Raw genomic sequence first — 23,942 nt, forward strand, 5'->3', positions numbered from 1 at the left:
TACTCCTCTTTCTCACAACCTTTATAACTATAATCTTACATAGCTTATCAAATCATGTGTGAGGTTGTCAAATTTGACGCTTATTTTTCAAAATCAAGTGTCTCCAATTTGTCTTTATCGGTAGCAAGCTCTTTTCCTTCCTTATTATTCTGTTCAAAAGGAATGTGAAGATAATCTATCTCAGTGATATCGTATGCCTCGCGCCAACCGATATCGCCTTCCGAATTTCTTTCTAACTGATTCGTGATCAAAAATGCGTCATCGCCAAAAGCTACCGCCTCATCAAGGAAATGCGCCTGTGCGCTCTGCGCAGACTCCGAAGCAAATGATTTCATGAGTACGCTTGGATGATCGGGTCTGGTGTAATACACAAGATCGCCGTTATCGTTGTCGGATAATGAGATCTCTCCGCTAAGATGATTGGCCATAGCCAGTCTGTCTTTTTCGTCAAAATAAATCTTGGGAGCATCATAGCTTGCAGCCTCAGTCGATCTTCCGGTCTTAACAAAAGAAACACTGTCCTTTTCTTTCATGTTTACCTTATAAATCTCATAGCCTGCGTAGAAATTTCCGCTTCCTTCATAGTAAGCAAGAAGGAAATACGCTTCGTCATTACTGTAGATAAGATGCTCAAATTCGGGAACGGGCTCATACAAAAAGTCGCTTGCAGCTATCTGAAGCTTGCCGTAATCCGTACAGCTTCCCGTTTCATCATAAGAAGATACATAATACTTCTTGTCTTCGTATCCGCTCTTCATAACAAAAAGATTGTTTCCGGCGTATCCGAAAACGGTTGTAAAGTATCCTTCTCCGTCTTCTATAGTCGCAATCTCTTCATCATCATAATATATATGAATGATGCTTGATTGATATCCGTCGTCTTCTTCAACATACTCTTTTGTGACAAGGCCTCGTCCGTCCTCCGAAACCGCCTTGGGAGAACCTACGAGATAAGGCCTTTTATCAGGGCCTCCGATAGTACAGAGTACCGATTCTGATTTACCGGGCTCAGCAAACACGAATCCGTCCGTCACAGCATACATCTTTCCGTTTCCGTATGTTGTTCCCACGCATTCGCTCTCGCCGGTCTTAAGGTTATAGCTCATGATCTTGGCCTGAACAGCCTCTGTTTTCTCGTATATATTACCGCCAAGAGTAGGGCTTTCTATACCGGCTTCATTAAATACACGGTAATAAACTTTATCTCCGATCCTTACAAAAAAACTTCCGTTGTTCTCAACTTCGCCCGTCTCAAAAGCCTTGGCAAAGATTCCTGTGGTTTCTTCGCCGCTTCCTACCTTAACGTCTGATGAATCTGTAGTGTCACTTTCATCGTATGTGTCAATTTCATCAGTTTCCGCTATCTTGTCCTCTTCACTTACAATATATACTTCTTCATTTTCTTGGGTGATGTCCGGTTCTTTCCTGTCACCGCAGCCTGTTGCAAAAACTCCGCACAAGACCACCATCCCCGTGATCATAGCGAAATACTTACATTTCATTTATCTTACCTCTCTCCTCACATGATGTTAAGGATATTAAGTGTCGCCCTACAGATTTGGTAAGTAGTTTTCCCCGGATGTTATACTGCCCATGTCTTGCAGTTCTGACTGTAGTATAGATCAACGTCGGCAGCTGCATCATATAGGTTTATAAGTGATGCCAATTTACTACTTTCTGACAATCCGCTTGTAGCTCCGATAACTCCTCCTTCAGAGGCAGGTATCGAATCGCTGTCAATAAGTCTGATTACCGTCTCCATACCGTTTTTGTACTTCTCAAGGTAATCGGCTTCGGCCGTATCAACGAGCCCCTTGGCAGCGCCTACTTCGGCGACCAATCGGTCCATTTTCTTCCTTAATATCTCTTTGTTATTCATGACTTCCCCTTCTCTTTCCTTTTATAGTTTCCTTTTATAATGCAATAAAAAATCCTGTTATAAGCGTTTTTGATGTGCAACACTAGTTGCTCTTCACAATTCCCCTGACTAATGTTACCATTCGTATGATATGGCTCAGGTTCTTTTACCAAAGAATCTGAGCTATATCATAATTTATCCCCATCTATTCGCCTATAAAGATACTCTCTCCTTTGTGAAGCCTTTCTTAATAATTGTATTTTATACCAAGTTTTGAATTATTGCAATACTTTTAACAAAAAATTCAAAAGTTTTATTGAGGTTCTGCTCTCGCATTCGCTCGCCAGAACTAAGTAGTACACCACGACTCGAAAAAACCGAGTCTGGTGATTACTTAAAAAAACGGCCGGAACCCTATGAAGGTCCCGACCGTCGTGTGATGTTCGTAGTTAATATGAAACTATATTGTATAGGCTATGGTTATTAATTTTTTGGTTAATTGGTTGGTTATATCAGTTACTTAACTATCATTCCTGTCTTTCTGTCTGCGAATACAGCAACCATTACAAGGAATACGATACCCATTATAAGCTGTTGAGTCTTAGGCTCAATCTTCATCATTACAAGTCCTGCGGTAAGGATCTTGTATGTGAGGGCGCCGAGGATAATGTTATAGAACTTAACCTTAGCACCACCGTTAACGGGCATTCCTCCCAGAACCAGAGCTATCATTATCTGAGTCTCAAGCTGGTTTCCTGCGGTGGAGGTTACGGAACCAACTTTGATACTGTTGATAAATGCCGCAAGGCCTGTGATCATTCCGGCTGCCATGTATACAAGAATCTTGGTTCTCTCAACTCTTACGCCTGCAAATCTTGCAGCCGTCTCGCCGGCACCGATCGCCTTGAGTCTGTTTCCGAGTCCTGTGTATTGGAATGCGAAAAATGCCGCGATCAAGATCAGGATTGTAAAGGTCAGATTAAATCCAAGTGTATTATATGAGGTGATATTGGAAACTCCGTATACGGGAGTCTTTGTCGTGGCGTAGGCTACAACACCACGGAAGAGGTACATGTTGCATATTGTAACAATGAAGGATGTAATCTTCCTCTTTACATTAAAGAATCCATTGATCAGTCCGATCATGCCACCTGTGATAACACCACATATGATGGCAAGTATTATGTTGTAATTAGATAAAAAGCATACCACTACGGAACATACACCAAGCATGGAACCTTGGGAGAAGTCAAGGCCACCCATGGTCATAACCATAAATACGCCCACACACGCTATAAGAAGTACATAGGACTGCGACAGTAAAAGTTTAAGATTTCCTACTGTATAAAGCCGTCCTCCTGTCAGTATTGCAAATAGAACGACGATAAATATAAAACCGGCAAAAGGCATTACATTCCTGACGATCGGCCGCTCCATGAAAGGAACACTTATTTTTTTCTCATTTTCCATAATCGGCCTCCCTTATACCATGTTCGCGATAAGATCTGTATCTTTCAGATCTTCCGAACGTTTGAATTCGCCGCTTTGACGGCCGTTCTTCATTATTATTATTCGATCTGCCATACCAAGAAGCTCTGAGATTTCCTCTGAGATCATGATTATTGACTTACCGTTCTTTCTCATTGTATCCATCATCTGGTAGATATCGGCCTTAACCTTGACGTCGATACCTCTTGTAGGTGAATCCAGAATGACGATATCGGAATCTTTTCCGATCCATCTTGCAAGCACGACTTTCTGTTTGTTACCGCCGGAAAGAGCTGACATAAACTGGTGTACTCCCTCCATCTTGGTACTCATCTGCTTAGCAAACTTCTCGGCAAAAGCCTTCTGATCTTTTCCGAAAAGAATATGATTTCTCTTAAGATCTTCAATAGAAGGAAGGCAGATGTTATCCTGGATCGTGTCATTTATTACGAGCGACTCGTTGTCTCTGTCCTTTGATGCATATGCTATACTGTGGTCGATCGCAGTCTTGATGTCATTGATCTTGGTTCCATCCGAAAGGGTAACACTTCCCTCTCTGTAATAAGATGCTCCGAAAAGAGCTTTCCCCACTTCATGCATACCACACTCGGAAAGACCTCCTATACCAATGATCTCTCCCTTATGAAGTTCTATATTGAAATCCTCGATTTCTCCCGGTACCGTAAGGTGCTCACCCTTTAAGACCACTTCATCCGATACCTTCTCACCGTAGTCCGTACGATAGTAGTTATTACTCATCTCACGTCCTACCATGAGTTTTTTAAGATCATCCGTAGTAACATCGCTGCTCTTTACGGTATCGATATAAACACCGTCTCTGAGAACGCTGATGCTATCGGACTGCTCTATTACTTCATCAAGGTCGTGCGAGATAAAGATAACGCATCTTCCGTCATCCTTGGTATCCTTCATAACCTTGAAAAGTTCTTTTCTTCCTTTTTCTCCAAGAGCCGTTGTGGTCTCATCGACAACAAGAATCTGGGGTTTAAAGTGAGTCGCCTTTACGATCTCAATAAGTTTTCTGTCCTCAAAATTGTACTTATCTATAAGATTAGCCGCTTTGATATAGCCAAAGCCGTAGGAATCAAGAAGCTCCTGTGCTTTTTTGTTCATAGCGTTGGTGTTCTTAACGCCGCACTTGGTAAACTCATCTTCTTTTCCCAAGAAGATATTCTCGGCTACGGAAAGTCCTGAAAGTGTTCCGATCTCCTGAACGATGATCGCAACGCCCTGGTAATTTCCGTCTACCTGATTCTTTGCGTTAACTTCTCTTCCGTTTAATGTAAATGTACCGGTATCCTTGTGATATATTCCCGTAAGGCAGGAAGTAAATGTGGATTTACCGGAGCCATTCTCGCCGATCAGTGCATGGATCTCTCCCTTGTAAAAGTCGAGAGTGACATGATCAATGGCATGTGTTACGCCAAAATTCTTATCGATTTTTTCGGCATGAAGTAATACTTCGCTCATGTCTCTCCTCCTTATTTAACAACTTCACCCTTGATAGGCTTGATGGTCATAGTTACGATTGCAAGAAGAACCACACCGGTTACGATGTTCTGAACGGTCGTAGGAGCTCCTAGAGCAACGAAGCCCTGGAAAAGGAGCTGGATGATAAACTCACCGATCACGATAGCAACTACCGGATGTCCGTACTTCTTAAATGCGAGTCCAAAGAACGTTCCCATAAGAGGCGGGAAGTTACGTGCCATAGATGCAAGGTTGGATTCACTTGTCATTGAAGTTCCGTATGAAATTGTAAGGATTGATTCGATACCAACGAAAAGTCCGCAGAGTACAAATGCAACAACCTTGTATTTATCAACATTAACACCCATGTTCTTGGCAACGACTTCGTTTGAGCCGATGGCATAGGTGTAAGTTCCGATCTTGGTGTACTTAAGAATAAATCCGCAAAGGAAAAATGCGAAGAGCGCCAATATAAGATTCCATGGATAATCACCAAAGGCTCTGTAAGCAGATCCCAGTATGACGTTTTTCTCATTGGTCGCATAAATGGAAAGCGCCTCATATACAAGAGACAATCCCGCTGTTACGATAAGTGATGAAATTCTAAGCTTAATATATACAAGTCCGTTGAGGAGACCTACAAGCACTCCGCTTATCATAGGAGCAATAAGAAGTCCCGCATAACCGAAACGATTACTCATATTTACCGCAAGCACCGATGAAAGCACAATGTTTGCGCCCACACTCATATCAAAAGGTCCCATTACGCATATAAAATAGAGACCACAGCCTCCGACCGCATAGATCAGTGCTGTTTTTAAATAGGTTTTTAATCTGTTAAAATCACCGAATGTCTGTGGTGCAAGTGTCTTGAATATTGCCCAAAAGACAAAAGCGATCAAGATCAAAAGCAGAAGCCCGAAAATTTGGCTCTGTTTGAATTTTTGAAACTTACTCATAAAATCCTCCCGCAAGAGTTTTGTTATAGATTATAGATGTGTTGTTTGGTAGTACTTTGGTTTGTTACTGCTGTTTCTTTAAATATATGCCGTATTCCCCGGATGGCGGAAAATACGGCATTTTTTAGTTTTTTGCTTTAAGCTGTATACCCTTCTCTAAAAATGTATAAGCTTCTTAGTTGCTGTGACGAGAAATAACGTCGTCGATTGAAAGGCTTGAAGCTGCCTTGCTGAGATCATCAAAGCTGTAGTTTGCCATCTCTGCCAACTCCTCATCTGTGTAAGGATCGTCATTTACGAAATACTTCTCATAGTTTGCATAATCATCAGGTGATGATACATAGAGGTAAGGGAAGAGAATCTCGTAACCGAATGTTCCCTCTTCCTTTACGTAATTGCCCTTAACTGCGTTAAGAACAAGGAAGAATGCGAACAGAGGATCGCAGAAGTGTCCGCCTGACTCTGCGAACATGCCGCCTGACTTAAGCTGATCTGCAAGATCATCAAGGAAGTCAGTTGATACAACGTCGATCTTACCTGTGAGACCTTCGTTAGCGAATGCACCGATAGAACCTACAAGAGGATCTCCACCGCCGCCGGCTACGATAAGAGCGTCCATACCGGGATTTGAGTTGTAAAGTGACATAGCTGCTGCAGCACCTTCTTCTGAAGATGTGTTAGCATATACGGGCTCAGTCATTGTAGCCTGATCATCGGGATGAGCCTTGTTCCACTCATCGATAGCCTGCTGATAGCCCTTCCATCTAAGCTGGAATGTAGCATCACCAACTGTCCAAGCCTCAAGTCCGATTGTTCTGTCGCCGTTCTCAAGAAGGAGATTTACAAGTGTATATCCGTTTGTTACCTCATCCTCATGAACTGCGCCAACATAATACTTTGAGTTGCAAGCTGTCTTATATACTTCAGGGCTGTTTTCCTCTGAAATAATACGGAAGAACTGTGCGATATATACGCCGTTCTCTGTACATGTATTGATAGCGGATGTCATCTCTGAATCAGCTGAGTTACAAATGATAATTCCCTTACATCCTGCTGCGCAAAGCTGCTCAACAGATGCTGTAACCTGCTCTGAAACGTGTCCCTGGTCAACATACTGAACCTCAACTCCGTTTGCCTTGGCTGCCTTATCAACGATCTTTTTACACTGGCTTCCGAGAACGTCGGTTGAACTCCAGATTGATACACCGATCGTGATGTTGTCGCCTGATGCTGCAGGTGCTGCGTCGCCTGATGCAGCGCCATCAGATGTTGTTGCTGCTCCGCCTGTTGCGGGTCCGCAACCTACCATCAATGATGCAGCCATTGTTCCTGCCAAGAGCAGTGCTCCCAACTTTTTGAATTTCTTTTTCATAGATCTATAACCCTCCTTTGGAAATTAGAAAAATGAATATATAAATCGGTTCGTGCCATCCGCGAACCTGATTTGGAACCAATGCTATTTCTATATTATTTTTTTAATCCCTTAACCTCATAAGCTCTGCTGGTCTCTTCTCCAAAATTAACCCCGGCTGATGTTGCCGCCGTTTCGTCATATGAAACCGATACAACTACTTGATCCCCGTTTGAAAGTCCGGTGTTCTTATCGATGTTAAGTGAGATTGAAGATACCGCGTTGATGTATTTGGTAAGCTCGGCGAGATCTCCCACATCTTCAAATTCCTTAATCTTTTCTTCGCCTCCGACCATCTCGGTCTCGATGCCGTCATAATCAACCTTTACAAAAGCGGTTCCCTCACCGTTCTTTCCGCTGAATTCGACAGTCACATAATCAAGTATGTTTGTAACCCCGTCAGTTGTGTCTATCTGCGCTTTCTTATCTGCTCCGCAGCCCGACAACACTATTAAAAATCCCATCATCGCCGCCGCTATAAAAGCTGCAGTTCTCTTTCTCTTTAACACTTATATCCCCTCCGATAAATAAAATAAGCTTCGTAAGCAGGAGTGAAATTTTATTCCCGTTTACGAAGCTATTGTATCAACTGAGATTTTTTTCAATTAGCACAATTTAGAAAAACTAACTATCACATTTTTGAAAATTTGTTTCCGACTTTCTCAAAGCGGTATAAATAATGAATACATAAACAAATCCGATACATGCGGTAAGGAACTGGTAGAGTGAGAAAGTTCTCTGGAATACCGGAAGCTTTCCGCGCATCGGGCTGTCGGCGGGAATAAACGTCGGAAGAAGCCACAGCGAAATGGTAAGTCCCATGAATACTCCCTTTGCAAAAGAAATTAGCACAGCTTTTACCATGTTGGGAATCTTAAAAACATTACCCCCGTGTTTAAAAGGCTTTTTGAGCAAAACTTCCGTAAGCACAGCCAGCACGATATTTCCAAGCATGATGAAAACTATCATGGCGGGAACCGCTGCCATGACAGGGCTCGCCGCGATAAAGTACGCAGTTATAGGTGTTATGATGCTTAGCACAATCCCGCACGGGAGATTGACCATCAGCACCGCAAGTGCAATGCAGGCATTGATTATAGGTCCCGTAATGAATACGCTTAAGTTCTTGAATACCTGACTTATGATACAGATTGCCAAAAGAACTGCCGTTATAGCGATCTGCCCGGTTCCAAACTTTCTTTCATTCTCCATTTTTTTGCTCCTCTTTATTCATTATTATGCGCCAAGGTGCCAAGCTGTTCTTTTACCTCTTCCATTACACTTGAGACATTCTCTGTAGACCTGGAAATCTCGCCTGTTGAATCGGCAAGATTCTGTGCTCTTGACGTTACCTTTTCAACAATCTCAAGAAGCTGGGTTGTTTCGTTTGCGATCACGTCAACCGCTTCTCTGATATTGTTGTTGGCTTCGCTACTTCCCTCTGCGGTTCCTTTACTGTCAGCCGCGAGGTTGGTTATGGAGCTTGCAACTACGGCAAAGCCCTTGCCGGCATCTCCCGCTCTTGCAGCCTCAATACTTGCATTAAGAGCAAGAAGATTGGTCTGGTTTGCAATATCAACAACCTTGTCGTTATTCTGAACAAGCTCTTCCAAGTGCTCAACAATACGCTTGATGGAATCATTAAGAGTATTGCAGAAATCCGATACTCTTCCGATATCCGAAGAGATAGCCGAGCTCTCTTTTGCGTTATTGTCATTTCCCTTGACCATGTCTCCTATATAATCATTGAGATCGTTGAATCTCCTATTAATGGTATTAACAGTAGATAAGATATCGTCCTTTTGCTTTCCCAATATCTCTTTTTCCTGATTAACCATATCCTGAGCTTCTATCTTCTCATACTCAACAAGGTCTTTCAAATAATGAACGCAGTTTTCCTTATGGTTGAAGCCGTTAAAGATAGCCGTCGCCATATCCTTACAGGTATCATAACCGCAGCACGAGCAGTTGATGCTTCTTGCCTTTTCATCTTTCTTGTTCATATCGTTAAATACGGCGTTAAGCTCCGACTCGGTCGGGATCTTATGCTTGCAGCTTGCCGATCTGTTGGTATATTTCCTTAGATAATCGTTCAGATTAAGCTTTTCAAACTGCTTGTTTAATGCAGCCATACGCTTTTCGGGCGATATCTTCTTGGACCAAGCGTTCTTCTTTTCAAAGTTTTTGACGCCCTCTCTGATCTTGTAAATATTATAAAGAGGTCCGTCGCCGTCCGTAAGCTCCGGATCGGTTCCCGTTCCGCATATACAGCCGTTCTCGCAGTTAAGCGCATCAATGAACAGGAACGGTGTCTTGCCGTTCTTTATCACATCCTCATTTTTGTGGAGGAAATGATACATGCGCTTTTCGCCTTCCATCTGTCTTATGAAAACATTCTCGCCAAGAAGCCAATATACGTTTTCCTTAAGTCCGCCCGGCATAGGATATATCGATCCGAGTCCGTACTCGATCTCATCTTTTTTGGGCGTTCCGTATACATTGTTCTCTCTCACATATTTCATAAGATGCTCGAAAGTAACGTTGTAATTGACGTATCCGTGGTTATTGGGATCGCCTATCTCATTCTTTTTGGCTATACATGGGCTGATAAACGCCAGCTTATCGGTAATACCCATTTCTTTTCTGCAATAGATCGCAGCACACATCATAGGGCTTTGCACGGGGAACAGCTTGGGAAGGAGCTCGGGAAGATAGCGCTCGATATACCCAACCACCGCGGGACAAGGCTGTGAAATGCCTCCCAGATAATTATGTTCCTGAATGTATTTAATATAACCCCAGGTTGTTATGTCGGCTCCGAAGGATACGCTGATGATCCTGTTAACACCGAGGGCTTTAAGGCCGCCAAGGACCTTCTCGTATTCGTCATAGTAATCCGCCATAAAGGCAGGTGCAAGCAAAAGAGATATCTTCTCACCCTTTTTAAGGTCTTCAAAGAACTGCTCCGTATCGTCATGATATTCTCTGGCGCCGTGTTCGCATGCAGCTGCATTCGTGAATGCACTTATTACAACCAATACAATTATCGTTTGTGAACACAAGAGAATCATAAGAATTTGCCATAAGAAAACCTCCACATATCTGCCATAATATGTACGACGATTCGCATAAAATTATAGCAAATTGTGTTAGCTTCAATTATGAAATATCGATAAACCGGCTTTATTTTTAATTTATAAATTTCTTCACTTGCTCAGATTTTTCCTGTATTCACTGGGGCTTACGCCTTCCGATCTTCTGAACACTCTGCTGAAATAATTATAGTCATCATATCCAACTTCAAAAGATATTGCTTCGAGCTTGTTGTTATCATCCTTCATCAGCTCTTTTGCCCTGTTCATACGGCATCCCGTGATAAATGCGGTGATGGTCTCGTTGTATTTCTGAGAGAACTTACGCGAAAGATAACTTGGCTCAACGAAGAACTGTTCCGCAAGATCTGCCAGCGAAAGGCGCTCCATATAATGCTTTTCTATGTAATCGTGAATACTTTCGACCTGTTCGCTGATCGAGCTGCTCTCGTTACCCTCAGAGCCTGATACGATCTGAAGCGCTAGTTCTATGTTTTCTGTAATTATATTTTTATTGAGTGATCTAAGACCGTAGTTTATCGCATCCTGAACTTCTTCATAGAGTCTTGAATCTTCACCGTGGGCAGAATCCGCGATCGTATTGAGTACTCTTGTCGTAAACTGCGTTACCTCAAAAAGAGTCCACTTCTGGCTGTCACACTTATTAAGCCCGGCCGTTTCCATCAAAACAGTCTTGGCCTGAGCAATATCTTTTTTACTGAGACAATCCGAAACGATCGATTCCACGCGGCTGTTGTATCTGTCCTGGAAATCCGAGATCTTTTTGGAGTCCTTGCAAACGACTATACTGTGCTTGTTACCGAAGGGTCTGGTCACAAGATCAGCGATCATTTCGCGATAAACAGCGGCAATATCATCGAGTGAGGTTGCCTTATCATGGATAACCACGGTTATAGGTCCCTGTTTCTCAATAGGGAACGCCTCAAGAATGCGGTCTGCGATAAAGTGAAGTCTCGCCGGTGTTGCGTTGAGCTCAATAATGAATTCGTTAACCTTGTCGGTGTAGTTAAAGATAATCGTCCTTTCGTTGTCTATGATCTCGCGGAGTTTTTCCTTTAGAGCGTAGGACATCCTAAGAACATCCTTATCATAGCTCTGCTTAAGGATCTCAACATTATGGAACTTAACAAGTATTGTAGATATTTCCGAAAAGACCTTGGTGCTGGGAACATGAAATTCATTCCCCGGTCTGAATAATTTTCCGTTCAAAAGAGATGAGAACTCATCATCTTCAAGGAAAGACGAAACATAGTTTTCTCTTAAGATACTGTCCTCTTTGTCCGCCTTTTCTTTTTCCCTCTCCTCCAAAGTCTTGAGTGCTTTACTAAGTGAATCAACGAGTTGCTCCCTGCTTACGGGCTTAAGGAGATAGTCGATGCCCCCCGACATGAAAACTCCTTTTACTTTTTTAAAATCATCATAGCCGCTTACTGCAAGTGTTATGATATCGGGATACTTACTGCTGATCTGATTCAATAGTTCAAGCCCGCTAAGAAACGGCATATTAATGTCTGTTATCACTATGTCGGGCTTTTCTTTGGGAATCCTTTCAAGAACTTCCTCCCCGTCGCAGGCGGGTTCAAGAAATTCTATGGAATAATCTTCCCAAGGCAGCATTCTCTTTATATTTTCACGGCTCCAAAGTTCATCATCCGCCGCAAGTACTCTGTACTTTAACCCCATATTGCTACTCCTTTTATTGGATTATACCTTCATTCTCTTCGGGATCCTCGATAGCTTTTACTATAGGCAGTGAAATAACTGCCTTGGTTCCCGTCTCGGAATCACTTTCATAGCGGATCCCGTAATTTCTTCCGTACACGCTCTTAACTCTGGCGTTTACATTCATGATACCGATGGATTTTCCCATCTCAATTCTTCCGATATTGGCTTCTTCAAGCTGTTTGTTCATAGCATCGGCATCCATTCCCGCGCCGTTGTCTTCTATCGTGATAATGAGCCTTCCGTCTTTATGCTTAGCTGAAATGATAAGCTCCTTGTCTTTTCTCCTGGTCTTTCTAAGGCCGTGCTGAAGCGCATTCTCAACGATCGGCTGAAGCGTGATCCTGGGAATATTGTCTCTTAGTGTATCAGAGTCGATATGATATGTATACTTCACGCTGCTTCCGTTTCGTACGTCCATAACATACAGATAGTTACGAACATGCGCCATTTCCTGCTGAAGCGTCGACTGCGTGTCCGAAATATCAAGGCTGTATCTGAAAATAGCAGAAAGCGACTGGCAAAGTCCGCTTACCAGCGTGCAATCCTGAGAAGCCGCAATGCCACTCATTGTATCAAGCGTATTATAGAGGAAATGCGGATTAATCTGAGCCTGCAAAACCTTGTACTGAGTTCGTTCCATCAGTACCTTGGCCTCGTACTCTTCCTCTACCATCTTCTGTATCCGATCAAGCATCTCGTTGAACTCTTCGCCCATTACCTTAAGCTCTTCACTCCATCCGGTCGTCCTTCCGACTCTTAGGTCGGTATCGCCTTCCTTGATCTGGATAATGGTGTTACTGAGTTCCTCTACCGGTTTATATATATATCCCGAGATTTTGGTTCCGAACAGTATCGTTACCAAAAGAATAAACAAAGCAATAATAATGAGCATACGTGCAAGGGCGCTCTGTGTCCGAAGCATAAGCGACTGCGGCGTCAGCATCACGATATGCAGATTATATTTTTCGGAAGCCCTGCTGTTAAGGTAAAAAGAGCCGTATTCATCTTCAAACTCAGGGAATTCATCCGAAGCTGTCGCAATAACCTTGGTAAGCTCGGAAAAGATCTTGCTCTCTTCCTTAGTCGTATTTCCAACCTGTGCGATAGGTGCATCACCTTTAGGCTGCAGCCATACATAAACATCCCTTGATGAAATATATTTACTCATGATATCCGCAAAATTCTGGGCATTGAAATCACAGATAAGATATCCGTACTGAGATCTTTTGTCGTCATAAGTGTGGAGTTTTAAACAAAATCTAAGAACATCCTGATTTGCTTCATCATTGTGATAACCCGAAAGCATAACCGCATAGTCATCGGAATTGAGATAACTCTTTAAATGAGCAACATTAACATACATATCCTTACCGTAAAGATCATGCGGATACTTGTTTGGCTGTTTTCTCCAGGAACTGATCAGATTATCTTCATTGCCATAGATATACAGGGCAAGCAGCTGATCGGAAGAATCAAATTTCTTTTCCGCAAAATGCCAAGCTTCCCAGTAATAGTTCAGAAGATTGTTTCGACCGGCATGATATCTCCTCATGTCGTATATCATTTCCGTTTCGGTATAGATGGTCTGCATCTTGACGATGAGTCCGTGAATATAAGAATTAAGCTCAGATTCTATTCTTTGAAGAGTCTCGTCGTTGTTAAGAAGACTTTCTCTTCTTATCTGCTGCCTTGATGTAACCTCAAAAGCAACCGTTTGTGCAACGATCGCAAATAAGGTGCAGCCGATGACCAGACTCAGAATAGCCTGACGCATTGTCCACTTGATATTTTTCATAACCCTTTTACTTACAAAGAAATCCCTTCAAAACCTAATACTCATATAGATTCACAGTAAGCGATCAGCTGTACTGTGCTTCTTCAAGCGACTCCTGAGAGATGACCGCCTTGTGAAGCATAACGATCTCGCCCTTCTTATGCTCTTTTACCTCATAAAGAGCATTGTCCGCCGCATACATGTAATCCCATAATTTAGTAGACTCTCTCGGAACAGAATTGCGTATTCCCTGAGATATAGTCACTATATTTCCCTCTTTCTGTGCCTTACTCTCTATCTTCATGTCATGAACGTCGTCCCTAAGCTCCATGGCATGACTCATAACCTCTTCATCCGTCATGTTCTCATATATGAGAACAAATTCATCCCCGCCGTATCTGAACGCATGAATGTTTTTATTTGATGCACATTTATGTGCGATTGCCTCAGCGATCCTCTTAAGACATACGTCACCTGCCTGATGTCCGTATGTATCATTGTATTTCTTGAAATTGTCAACATCAAGAATCTCAACCGCGAGAGATTTCTGCTCGCAGTACGCTTTCTCAAATGCTTCATCCGCATACTTGTTAAGTCCGTATCTGTTGCCGAGTCCGGTGAGTGAATCCGTCTCAGCTCTTTTAAGCAGCCTGTAGTTCTCCTGCTCGATTGCCGAGAGCTTGGTCCTGATGTCGGTAAAGAACTTATAATTTACCAGACTGTCTTTTTCCTGAGCAACCGAATAAAGATAATACTCTTCAAGTGCTTTGACCTTGTTCTTCTCATCCTTGATAAGGCTGTATAGCTCGCACTTTAGTCTGGCATGCTTTTTCTTCAGATATGAAATATTCATATCGTTGATGGATCTCTCTATATTTTTGACAATATAAACCACCTCATCAACTCTTCCGATCCTCATAAAGAATCGACATATTCCGAAAATATCCTCTACACAATCAAGCGGAAACTTGTTGGTCTGTATAAGTCTGGATAAAATATCGGAATACTTCTCAAACTCTTCCGTATTACCAAGAAGATAATTTCCTCTCATCCTGATGTCAAGAACGGGAATATCTTGAAAATACTCTCTGTTTACCTTGGGATCGTCCTCAAGTCTCTTAAGACCCAAAAGACAGTTCTTAACGGATGTAGGCTTATTTAGCTGCATGTAGCAGTCAGCCTGGAAACAATAGCAGAAAAGAAGGTTTCTGTAATAGAGACTGTCCTTCTTATCACGTCTTATATGTTTGTATGCGGATCGGATATAAGGAAGTGCCTTCTTGAAATCTCCTATCTCGTAGTATATCTGACCGATATTGTACTCAAGGAGTCCGTAAACGGCACTGAGCTCATCCTCTTCATCATTACAGAGTTTGATCCCACTCATAAAGAAATCAAGAGATAATTCGAAATTACCGTGACTTAAGGCATCAATGCCCAGAAGATTGTAGCATCTTGCAAGATACATGTTCTCCCCACATGTCTGAAGATACTCCATCGCCTTGAGAAGACTGGAATTGAATTTGCGGTATTCTGTGCTGACCATATAGTACGCATCTGCAAGAAAATAATAGGAATAACCCAAAAGAGGAATGTCATCAACCTCTTTAGCTTTCCTGATAAGTCTGTTGCATATGGCTATATAGCTGCCGGACATATTGGCCCTGGCAGTTAAAAGTTCTCTGTTCAGTGTCTGAACTTCCAAGTCGTAATCCAGTATGTTCATACCCCAACTCCAACTTTCCCTGGCTTGAAAACACCAACTAAGTGATACTTAAAATGATACCGCAATACTTATCCCAACCGCAAGCGCAAAAGCGTTAACTGACACGCGTGACGGTCATATTTTAGGTTTACATATTTTTATTGACCTTGTTGGTCAGATGATTATTTTTTTACCGGTTATCGTTTAATTTCGTCATGGTTTTTAAACGCCCAATTTATGGGGTGTTATGTAATATATTTTTCAACTAATCCCCAATTTCCACAGAGTTATCCACATGACATCGCTGTCGTTTAATTAAGACTTTTTTATCATTTATCTGACATTTTATATAATTGTTGTCTATTATCATACAATTTGAACTACTGTTCGGTTTACATAATTTATCAAAAATCTGATTTATGTAAACTTTTATTTGTATTTTTTCGCATCAGAGCAGTTTTTTGATATGTTTTTATTCCGGAAAGCTGCTCCAGAAGCGGGATACGACATTTTTGACTTCATCGGTCGAAACCGGTTTGCATCCGTACCATTCTCTGGGGAAAAGAGCTCTATAACTGCCTTGCATGAATCTGTCATCAAGAAGAGCAACTATTCCTTTGTCCTCTTCCGTTCTGATGACTCTTCCTGCTGCCTGAAGTACCTTGTTCATTCCGGGGAATCTGTAGGCATAGTCAAATCCGTCTACGCCTCTTTGCTCAAAGAATTCCCTTATTATCTCTCTTTCATTACATACAAGAGGTATTCCTGTTCCGACAACAATAACTCCGATAAGGCTGTCGTACTTAAGATCTATTCCTTCACTGAATATTCCGCCCATGACGCAGAAGCCGAGTATATTCTTATCTTCTTCAACCTCTATGTCCATATTTATCACTTTTGTCAGATCAAGGTTGTTACCCTCAGAGAACCTGTCAAGGAATGATTCACGCGCATCCTCGCTCATATAGCTCTTTTGCACTACAAGCTCGGAATTATCCGGGTTATAGTATTCGCTCTCATAAATATCGAGTACCTCATCGAGGAACTGATGTGAGGGGAAGAAAATGAGATAATTACCGCCCCTTGCGCTGACTATATTGTCTATGTACGATGCTATCCTGCGATATTGTTCGTAGCTTCTCATGGAATATCTGCTCGTTACGTCTTTTCCGATAAATAGTCCCAGACGCCCCGGATCAAACACAGACTTGGCGTACATCTCAAAATCTTCATCCGTTCCTCCGAGTAGCTTTTTGTAATAGCGTATCGGAAGAAGTGTTGCGGAAAAGAGGATCGATGAGCGACCTCTTGCCATGCACTCCGAAAGGTTTGTGGAAGGATCAATACATGAAAGACGCACGATAAAGTCTCCCATTTCGTTAAACTCACTGTAGATAACGTAGTTCTCGTCGACTTTATCATATATGGTAAGGAACCTTGAGATATCAAAATAAAACAGCAATATATCCTCTCTGCAGGGACCCTCGGCATGATCTTCAAGATATTCCGACATGATACCGGAAAGCCTGTTGAGCGGATTGATAAAGCCGTCTATTCCCGTCAATGCTTTGCAACCGTCACACTCTCTTTTAAGCTCCAAAAGTGCCTTGTTGCATTTATCCAGATGACCCGCGATCCTGGGATGAAACTCCTTGATAGTGCGCGAAAGCTCCAAAAAGCTCTCTTTTCTGAGAGAAGCACTGTACATTTCTCTTCCTCTGTCGAGAAGGTTATGCGTCTCATCGACAAGGAAAACATAATCGGACTTAAGTCCGTCCGCAAAGAATCTTCTAAGATACACAAAAGGATCAAATACATAGTTGTAATCACAAATAACGCCGTCTGCCCAAAGGCTCATATCAAGAGACATCTCAAATGGGCACACCTCGTGCTTGTAAGCATACTCTACTATTTTTTCACGGTCAAAATTATCCTCGTGAGTCAGAAGATCGTATATTGCATCGTTTATCCTGTCATAATGACCGTTTGCATAGGGACAGGCTTCCGGGTTACAGTTTCTCTCCCCTTCATCGAGGAAGCATATCTTATCCCTTGCGGTTATTGTAACCGTCTTAAATCTTAGCTTCTGAAGCTCTCTTAAAGTGTTAAAAGCCTCTTCCGCAACGGTTCTTGTTATTGTCTTTGCAGTCAGGTAAAAGAGCTTGCTTACCTTCTGTTCTCCCATTGCTTTTACGCTAGGAAATACCGTTGTTATGGTCTTTCCGGTGCCCGTCGGAGCTTCCAAAAAGAGCTTTTTACCATGAACGATAGTCCTGTATACGCCCGCCGCAAGGTCTTTTTGCCCCTCCCTGTAAGGGAAAGGAAATTGCACTGCCTTGATGGAAGCCGTTCTTGTCTGCTCCCACTCGTATTCAAAATCTGACCATTGAAGGTATTGGTTTATCAGGTCATTGAACCACTTTATGATCTCATCAGCTGTATATGAGCGGTCGAAGTATTTGATCTCTTCGGTGTCCATATTGCAGTAAGTCATCCTGACATCAACGGACGGGCAGCCTCTCTGCATAAGATATATCGCGGCATAACATTTAGCCTGTGACAGGTGTACCGGCACAGGCTCTTTCATCTTGGCAAGGTCTCTGTATGTACCCTTAATCTCATCGATAAGGGGCATCTGCTTCTTTTTGCCCTCAAACATGGACTGCTGGGGATCAAAAGCGTTCTCATCATCAAAGTATTTATCCAGGATTCCGTCCGCTCTTCCCTCTATAACAAGCTCGTATCTGCCTGTATTGTGGGTATATTTGAGAGGAACCTCGGCGTGATAATCCGCTCCCATGCTCTTCTGGATCATGCGGTGGATCCTTCCGCCCTCCTGCATAGCATCTGCAGAGACCTGATGTATTCTATTGTCTATATTTCCGCTTCGTAAGATAAATTCCACAAGTCTGCGGACTGAAATCTGTATCACCATAAACGAAAAGCTCTCCATGGCATATTTTATACCATGGAGAGCTTTTCTACCACAATGAACAATTATTTCTTTACTTCTTGGTACTGTCCGGCACGCGAACGGTTACCTTTGTACTGCATATATGAATCAGCTGGCAATTGAAAGAGTATTAAGATAGTTCTCAAACTCCTGATCATAGCCGCTGTATTCAACAGTTAAAGTCTGTGTAAGATCCAATCCGAAAACACCAAGGATCGATTTAGCATCAACAACATATCTGTTATAGTATATATCTACGTCGAAGTCACATTTTGTTGCTGCGTTGACAAATTCCTTGACCTGGCTGGGTCTAAGCACGATATTCTTTTTTATCAGCTGTCTCAACACAATCGTCACTTCCTTTCTTATTTGCAAAAGAAAAACTACATCTAAAACTTATAAGACTATACCTTGTGTCGATCGATTTGTAAATGGAAAAAAGTGACTATATATTGAAAAAATTGTGAAAATTATGTGTTCAATATCGTTAATCCGTACCGTTGAGCCATCCGGGCCCGCTTGCGTGGCGGAATTGCACACATTTATCATCATTATGTCAAATATTCAGCATATTTGCTCATATCTGCCTGCGAAAGAGTTGCAGCAACCTTGATTCCCTCCGGAAGGTATTCCGTGCTTTTTACAACTCCTCTTTCGGTGAGCATACTGATCGTTCCGCCTTCGGAATAAGGAAAAAGAAGCTCACACTCAGTTTCTTTTTCTCCCAGCTTCTTTTCTATGAGGCTGACAAGCTCTTCCAGGCTGTCATCGTCCTTGGCACAGATATATATTCTGTCATCCTTAGCTCTTGGAATATCCATGACAAGCATGTTCTCTTCCTCTTGCTGCTGCCTTACGATATCCGACTTGTTAAACACATATATAACCGGAATGTCGCCCGCTCCGATCTCGGAAAGAGTCTTTCCTGTTATCTCCATGTGGTACCTGTACTCGGGATCCGAAAAGTCGATGACCTGTAACAGTACATCTGCGTATTTAGCCTCTTCAAGCGTCGATTTAAAGGCTTTTACGAGCGCATGCGGAAGCTCGCTTATAAATCCTACGGTATCAGTCAAAAGAAAAGGTCTGTGCCCGGGAGCTTCTATCTTTCTTACAGAAGTGTCGAGAGTCGCAAAGAGCATATCTTTCTCAAGAACTGTCTTGTCGGTATCGCTTTCGCCTCCGTAGAGCCTTAAGAGATTGTTCATTATCGTGGATTTGCCCGCGTTGGTATATCCGACAAGCGAAACTCTTCCTATAGGAGAATTAAGCCTTCTGTTTCTCTGAGTATTGCGCTCTCTTTCGACATTCTCAAGCTCTCTTCTAAGCTCGCTCATTCTATGCTCGATGCGTCTTCTGTCGAGCTCAAGCTGCTTCTCACCGGAACCTTTATTGGAAAGTCTTCCGCTTCCGCCGCCCTGTCTTGAAAGAGTCTTGCCCATTCCGACAAGTCTCGGCAACATATACTGAAGCTGTGCGGATTCAACCTGAAGCCTTGCCTCTCTTGTTTTTGCTCTTTTGGCAAAAATCTGCAAGATAAGGCCCGTTCTGTCTATAACCTCGGTATCCAGGATCTTCTCTAAGTTTCTGACCTGCATGGGCGATAGCGAATCGTTGAAGATGATGATGCTTACATCAAGTATGTCCAGCGCGGCCGCTATCTCCTGCACCTTTCCGCTTCCGATGTAAGTACTGTTATCGGGCGAATTCAGGGACTGTGTCACAACTGACGCTACCTCGATATCTATCGCCTTAGTCAGTTCTTTTAACTCATCCATCGAGCGCTCAAACTCGTCATCGCTCTTGTCTGTATTAAGACCGACGAGAATGGCTCTTACCGTATCTATTTTTTGTATGTTTTCGTATAGTTCGTTTTTCATATATTTTCTTAATTTCATTTCGCAATTTTAAAAAAATGCTATTTTTGCGAATCAGATAGCCATCTGGCAATATCAATTATTCTTATCCCTTCATACTGACTTTTCTCATGTTTTGTCCTTGCTATCAGCAACTTTGGATATGCATCTTTAATGCTTAAAAGCGATGATACCTCACGTTTAAAAGTATTCTCTCTTGAAATATCATCCGTTACCTGAATGTATAATTTCTCGCCTTCCTTTATTGCAACAAAATCCACTTCTTTTTCATACAATTTGCCCACATATAATTCATATCCGCGTCTGAGAAGTTCTATAGCTACTATATTCTCATAAAGATGTCCATAATCAGAGTTTTTTGTTCCTATTTCAGAAAAGCGGAAAGCCAAATCAGATAGATAGTATTTCTTATCTGATTCAAGATATCTTTTCCCTTTAATATCATAACGTCGAATTGGATAAAACAAAAATGATCTGCAAAAGTAATTTATATATGCCCCGACAGTCTTATCATTAGTTTTGTAAGTTCCAGATGTCAATTTAGACGCCACATTTCTTATCGAAGTTTGATTACCCACATTATCCATAAGATAGTTTCCAATCATTATTAAAAGATCTTCATTTTCTATCTTGAACTTTTTTACAATATCCTTTGTGATAGTTGTTCTATAAATCCCATTGACATATTTTCTGGCATCTTCCTCTGTTTTATAAAGATACGAACCTGCCATTCCACCTTTTTTTACATAAGAATCAAAGGATTCATCAATATTATTCGAAGGATAATACATAAGATATTCATTAAATGAAAAAGGGTATAAGCTTATCTCATAAACCCTTCCACCGAATAATGTTGCCAAATCGCTTGATAAAAGAAATGCATTTGACCCAGTAAGATAGATGTCATAGATTTCTTCTTCGTAAATACTATTGATTATACGCTCAAATCCTTCACACAACTGAATTTCATCAATGAACAGATAATTTGTCTTATTCTCATCATACTGCTGTTCTATATAGTCATAAAGCTTATCAGCATCCAAAAGCTTTTCAAACTTCTTTAAGTTTAGTTTGATTCGAACAATATTTGCCTGATCATCTCCGGATATAAGCTCTATGAAGGCATCCATTAATTTGGATTTACCACTTCGTCTTACACCGGTTATTACCTTTATATCAGGAATATTCTTAACTGATAATAGCTTATTCAGATAATAATCTCTTTTAATAAGTTTCATCGTGCATTCACCGCCTTTATTCAATTGTATTTTATTTCGCAAAAATTATCAATTTTTAATTTTGCGAAATAAAAACTCCCAAACCATTAGTTTGATTTGGAAGTTTTCATACCAATATTTTAGATCATTTGCTATCTTATACAGAATATCTACAGCTTTTTCTAGCCAATCACACTCCTCTATTCTTAAAACTCGCAATAAAGCATCTTTACCATCGGTATTTCAGTAGAATCTATAGTTTTATCCCATAAAATACCGGGACGTTTTGTCTTTACTGTCTCAGTTCCATCACCAAGACCATAAACAGTAACTGTATCCCCCTTTAATAGCTTTGGCTCTTTAACATCTCTCCCGTCATTAATTGCAATATCCTTGCCTCCCATCTTTGCTTTATAAGGGGTATATAAAATAATACCTTCTTCCATTTCATCCACTATTTTCACAGTAACTTTTATTTTCTTTCCTTTATAGCTATCTGGATATCTGGATAACTCTTCATAAGAAACTGATTCAAAGCTTTTTCGATATATCTTTAGCTCTTCTTCCTTGGATATTGTATATTTCTCTGTTTCCATAACCTCGCCACATACTTTGCATAATAAAGATTTCTCACCAGGAATTGAAGCTGATGTAGTTTCTCTGGTTATCTCCCATTTACCTGCTTTATGTTCTATCTTAGCAACCTTCTGCTCCACTTCTTCACCACATCTCATGCATATCCCGATTTCTGCACCTTCTTCACTGCAAATCGGTTTTTTAGTAATCTTCCACTTTTCGACATCATGCCCTAATGGAACACCTTCTTTTTCCCCACACCTTGAACATTTTTTAGCTTCTATACATGTAGCATCTATCCAATTATGTCCAAGTGGTTCTCCTGTCTCTTCTCCACATATTTTGCATTTTTTCTTTGTAGTACATTCTGCATTTTTCCAATCATGCCCTTTTTCGTAACCAACTTTCGAGATATATACAGAGTGTTTAAAAAGGTCTAATTCCTCTTGTTTATCTGGGACCTTGTCATAAAGATCCATCAATTTAAAATATAGGGAATCTTCTTCGACATCCGATAAAGGTTTAAACTTTATGCAGTACTCATAAAGTATCTTTTCTGCCATATAATAATCACTTGTACTCGTATAATAAAGCGCATAAAGACGCGCTTTCTCATGTTCATCTACAACAAGTTCATTAAGCATTTGGTATGCTTTTTCATATTTTCCATTTTCTATATACTTTTCTATTTTGGTTATTCTTTTTTGTGTTCTCTTGTCTATCACAGTATTATTTTCTGAATCAGATTTTTCAAGGATTGTTTTTTCTTTAATTTCTGTACTATCTATTGGATGATAAAATACAAATGCGAGAACAAACATAGAAAATGTCACAATGCCATATACAAATCTTGGGTTTTTCTTATAAGGTATTATTCTATTCAATGGTGAAATAACAAAGATGCCAATTAATATAGCAATAGATGAAAGAATTTCTAAATTCAGAATCATTCCAATCAACACAATTACTAGGAATACTATCACAATCCACCTAATAATGTTTAATATAATTTCATTAGAACGATGTTTATCTTTACAAATATAATTGTTTATGCTAATCTCATCTATCTGAGTAGCACTTTCTCTAGATGCCCCACATTCTGGGCAAAACTTAGAATCAAATTCTGTACCACAATTCCTACACCTTATTTTCATATCATCACCCTCTCAAAATGAATCCATGCCGTCAGGTATAAGATTATTATCCTTCATTAATCACTAAAAGACTAATAAAAATACGATAAACTTTATAATTGCATGTTTATCCAACTCTCTACAGATGTATTTGTTGCCTTGCTTATTCTCATAGCCATCTCGGGACTCAATGAAGCTTTTTCATTTACAAACTCTGATAACGTTTTTCTGCTGATTCCAAGCATATTGGCTGCACCAGTGACCGTTATATTAAGCGGTTTCATAACATCTTCCAAGAACACATTTCCGGGATGTGTTGGTTTTCTATCCATATCAGTATTTCTCCTACTATTAGTATTAGTCATAGTCTTTCTTTACCTTTTCAATAGGTTCGACTATGCTGTTTAAGATGCTGTGGATTGGTTGTTTTCTCCTACCGCATAGACGGTTTAAGTAAGGCTCCAACCACAGTCTCTTTGTTTATTTGTTAATCAGTTAGTTACCGCATGACGGTTTATCAAGAAGTAGGTTACGATTGCAAGGAGCCCTGTGGATTTGAAACAGTATCAATACTATTTTTCGGGAGGTTCTATATGATCTATGTAGGAATTGATGTCGCTAAAGACAAACACGATTGCATTATCAAAAACTCTGTTGGGGAA

Annotated in this window: 18 protein-coding genes and 1 other annotated feature (1 of these 19 running past the window's edge); all 18 genes read right to left on the reverse strand. The window is 41.1% G+C overall.

Going from position 1 to position 23,942, the window contains the following annotated elements:
• Positions 1-25: a binding site (T-box leader), on the reverse strand (it extends 234 nt beyond the left edge of the window).
• 55 nt (positions 26-80) lie between these two features.
• The 18 genes from BM377_RS07230 to BM377_RS07315 all read right to left on the reverse strand — a co-directional run bounded on the left by BM377_RS07230 (position 81) and on the right by BM377_RS07315 (position 23,612).
• Positions 81-1,502: a hypothetical protein gene (locus BM377_RS07230; protein WP_092245964.1), complete on the reverse strand. Its 1,422-nt coding sequence runs from the start codon at positions 1,500-1,502 to the stop codon at positions 81-83.
• Positions 1,503-1,582: 80 nt separating this feature from the next.
• A complete protein-coding gene (locus BM377_RS07235; RefSeq protein ID WP_092245967.1) occupies positions 1,583-1,879 on the reverse strand; it encodes a hypothetical protein in 297 nt (98 codons plus the stop codon).
• 495 nt (positions 1,880-2,374) lie between these two features.
• The gene (locus tag BM377_RS07240) at positions 2,375-3,328 is read right to left on the reverse strand and encodes an ABC transporter permease (RefSeq protein WP_092245970.1); all 954 of its coding nucleotides are present in this window, start codon (positions 3,326-3,328) and stop codon (positions 2,375-2,377) included.
• Positions 3,329-3,340: 12 nt separating this feature from the next.
• Entirely contained in the window at positions 3,341-4,837 is a 1,497-nt protein-coding gene (locus BM377_RS07245; RefSeq protein WP_092245973.1) for a sugar ABC transporter ATP-binding protein, read from the reverse strand.
• An 11-nt stretch (positions 4,838-4,848) separates the two neighbouring features.
• Positions 4,849-5,796, reverse strand: a complete 948-nt coding sequence (locus BM377_RS07250) for an ABC transporter permease (protein WP_092245975.1) — start codon at positions 5,794-5,796, stop codon at positions 4,849-4,851.
• 175 nt (positions 5,797-5,971) lie between these two features.
• Entirely contained in the window at positions 5,972-7,168 is a 1,197-nt protein-coding gene (locus tag BM377_RS07255) for a sugar ABC transporter substrate-binding protein (RefSeq protein WP_092245978.1), read from the reverse strand.
• A gap of 95 nt (positions 7,169-7,263) precedes the next feature.
• Positions 7,264-7,716, reverse strand: coding sequence for a hypothetical protein (locus BM377_RS07260; RefSeq protein ID WP_092245981.1), 453 nt, complete (start codon positions 7,714-7,716; stop codon positions 7,264-7,266).
• 115 nt (positions 7,717-7,831) lie between these two features.
• Positions 7,832-8,419 (reverse strand): ECF transporter S component, encoded by a 588-nt coding sequence (locus BM377_RS07265; RefSeq protein WP_092245984.1) that lies wholly within the window; start codon positions 8,417-8,419, stop codon positions 7,832-7,834.
• A 14-nt stretch (positions 8,420-8,433) separates the two neighbouring features.
• Complete coding sequence (locus BM377_RS07270) at positions 8,434-10,245, reverse strand: [Fe-Fe] hydrogenase large subunit C-terminal domain-containing protein (protein WP_242948116.1); 1,812 nt, start codon at positions 10,243-10,245, stop codon at positions 8,434-8,436.
• 168 nt (positions 10,246-10,413) lie between these two features.
• Positions 10,414-12,003 carry a response regulator transcription factor gene (locus BM377_RS07275; protein WP_092245987.1) on the reverse strand — a complete coding sequence of 530 codons (1,590 nt, stop codon included), beginning with the start codon at positions 12,001-12,003 and terminating at the stop codon, positions 10,414-10,416.
• 13 nt (positions 12,004-12,016) lie between these two features.
• Entirely contained in the window at positions 12,017-13,840 is a 1,824-nt protein-coding gene (locus BM377_RS07280; protein ID WP_092245991.1) for a cache domain-containing sensor histidine kinase, read from the reverse strand.
• 64 nt (positions 13,841-13,904) lie between these two features.
• The gene (locus BM377_RS07285) at positions 13,905-15,545 is read right to left on the reverse strand and encodes a GGDEF domain-containing protein (RefSeq protein ID WP_092245994.1); all 1,641 of its coding nucleotides are present in this window, start codon (positions 15,543-15,545) and stop codon (positions 13,905-13,907) included.
• Between the two features lie 451 nt (positions 15,546-15,996).
• Positions 15,997-18,459 (reverse strand): ATP-dependent DNA helicase, encoded by a 2,463-nt coding sequence (locus tag BM377_RS07290; protein ID WP_092245997.1) that lies wholly within the window; start codon positions 18,457-18,459, stop codon positions 15,997-15,999.
• 126 nt (positions 18,460-18,585) lie between these two features.
• Positions 18,586-18,825: an HPr family phosphocarrier protein gene (locus BM377_RS07295; protein WP_242948117.1), complete on the reverse strand. Its 240-nt coding sequence runs from the start codon at positions 18,823-18,825 to the stop codon at positions 18,586-18,588.
• A 203-nt stretch (positions 18,826-19,028) separates the two neighbouring features.
• Positions 19,029-20,357, reverse strand: coding sequence for a GTPase HflX (gene hflX, locus BM377_RS07300; protein WP_092246000.1), 1,329 nt, complete (start codon positions 20,355-20,357; stop codon positions 19,029-19,031).
• Positions 20,358-20,395: 38 nt separating this feature from the next.
• Positions 20,396-21,592, reverse strand: a complete 1,197-nt coding sequence (locus BM377_RS07305) for an ATP-binding protein (protein WP_092246003.1) — start codon at positions 21,590-21,592, stop codon at positions 20,396-20,398.
• Positions 21,593-21,777: 185 nt separating this feature from the next.
• Positions 21,778-23,301: a hypothetical protein gene (locus tag BM377_RS07310; RefSeq protein WP_092246006.1), complete on the reverse strand. Its 1,524-nt coding sequence runs from the start codon at positions 23,299-23,301 to the stop codon at positions 21,778-21,780.
• 92 nt (positions 23,302-23,393) lie between these two features.
• A complete protein-coding gene (locus tag BM377_RS07315; protein WP_092246009.1) occupies positions 23,394-23,612 on the reverse strand; it encodes a HigA family addiction module antitoxin in 219 nt (72 codons plus the stop codon).
• Positions 23,613-23,942 lie beyond the last annotated feature (330 nt).

The sequence above is a fragment of the Butyrivibrio sp. INlla21 genome, from assembly GCF_900116875.1.
Lineage (GTDB): Bacteria > Bacillota > Clostridia > Lachnospirales > Lachnospiraceae > Butyrivibrio.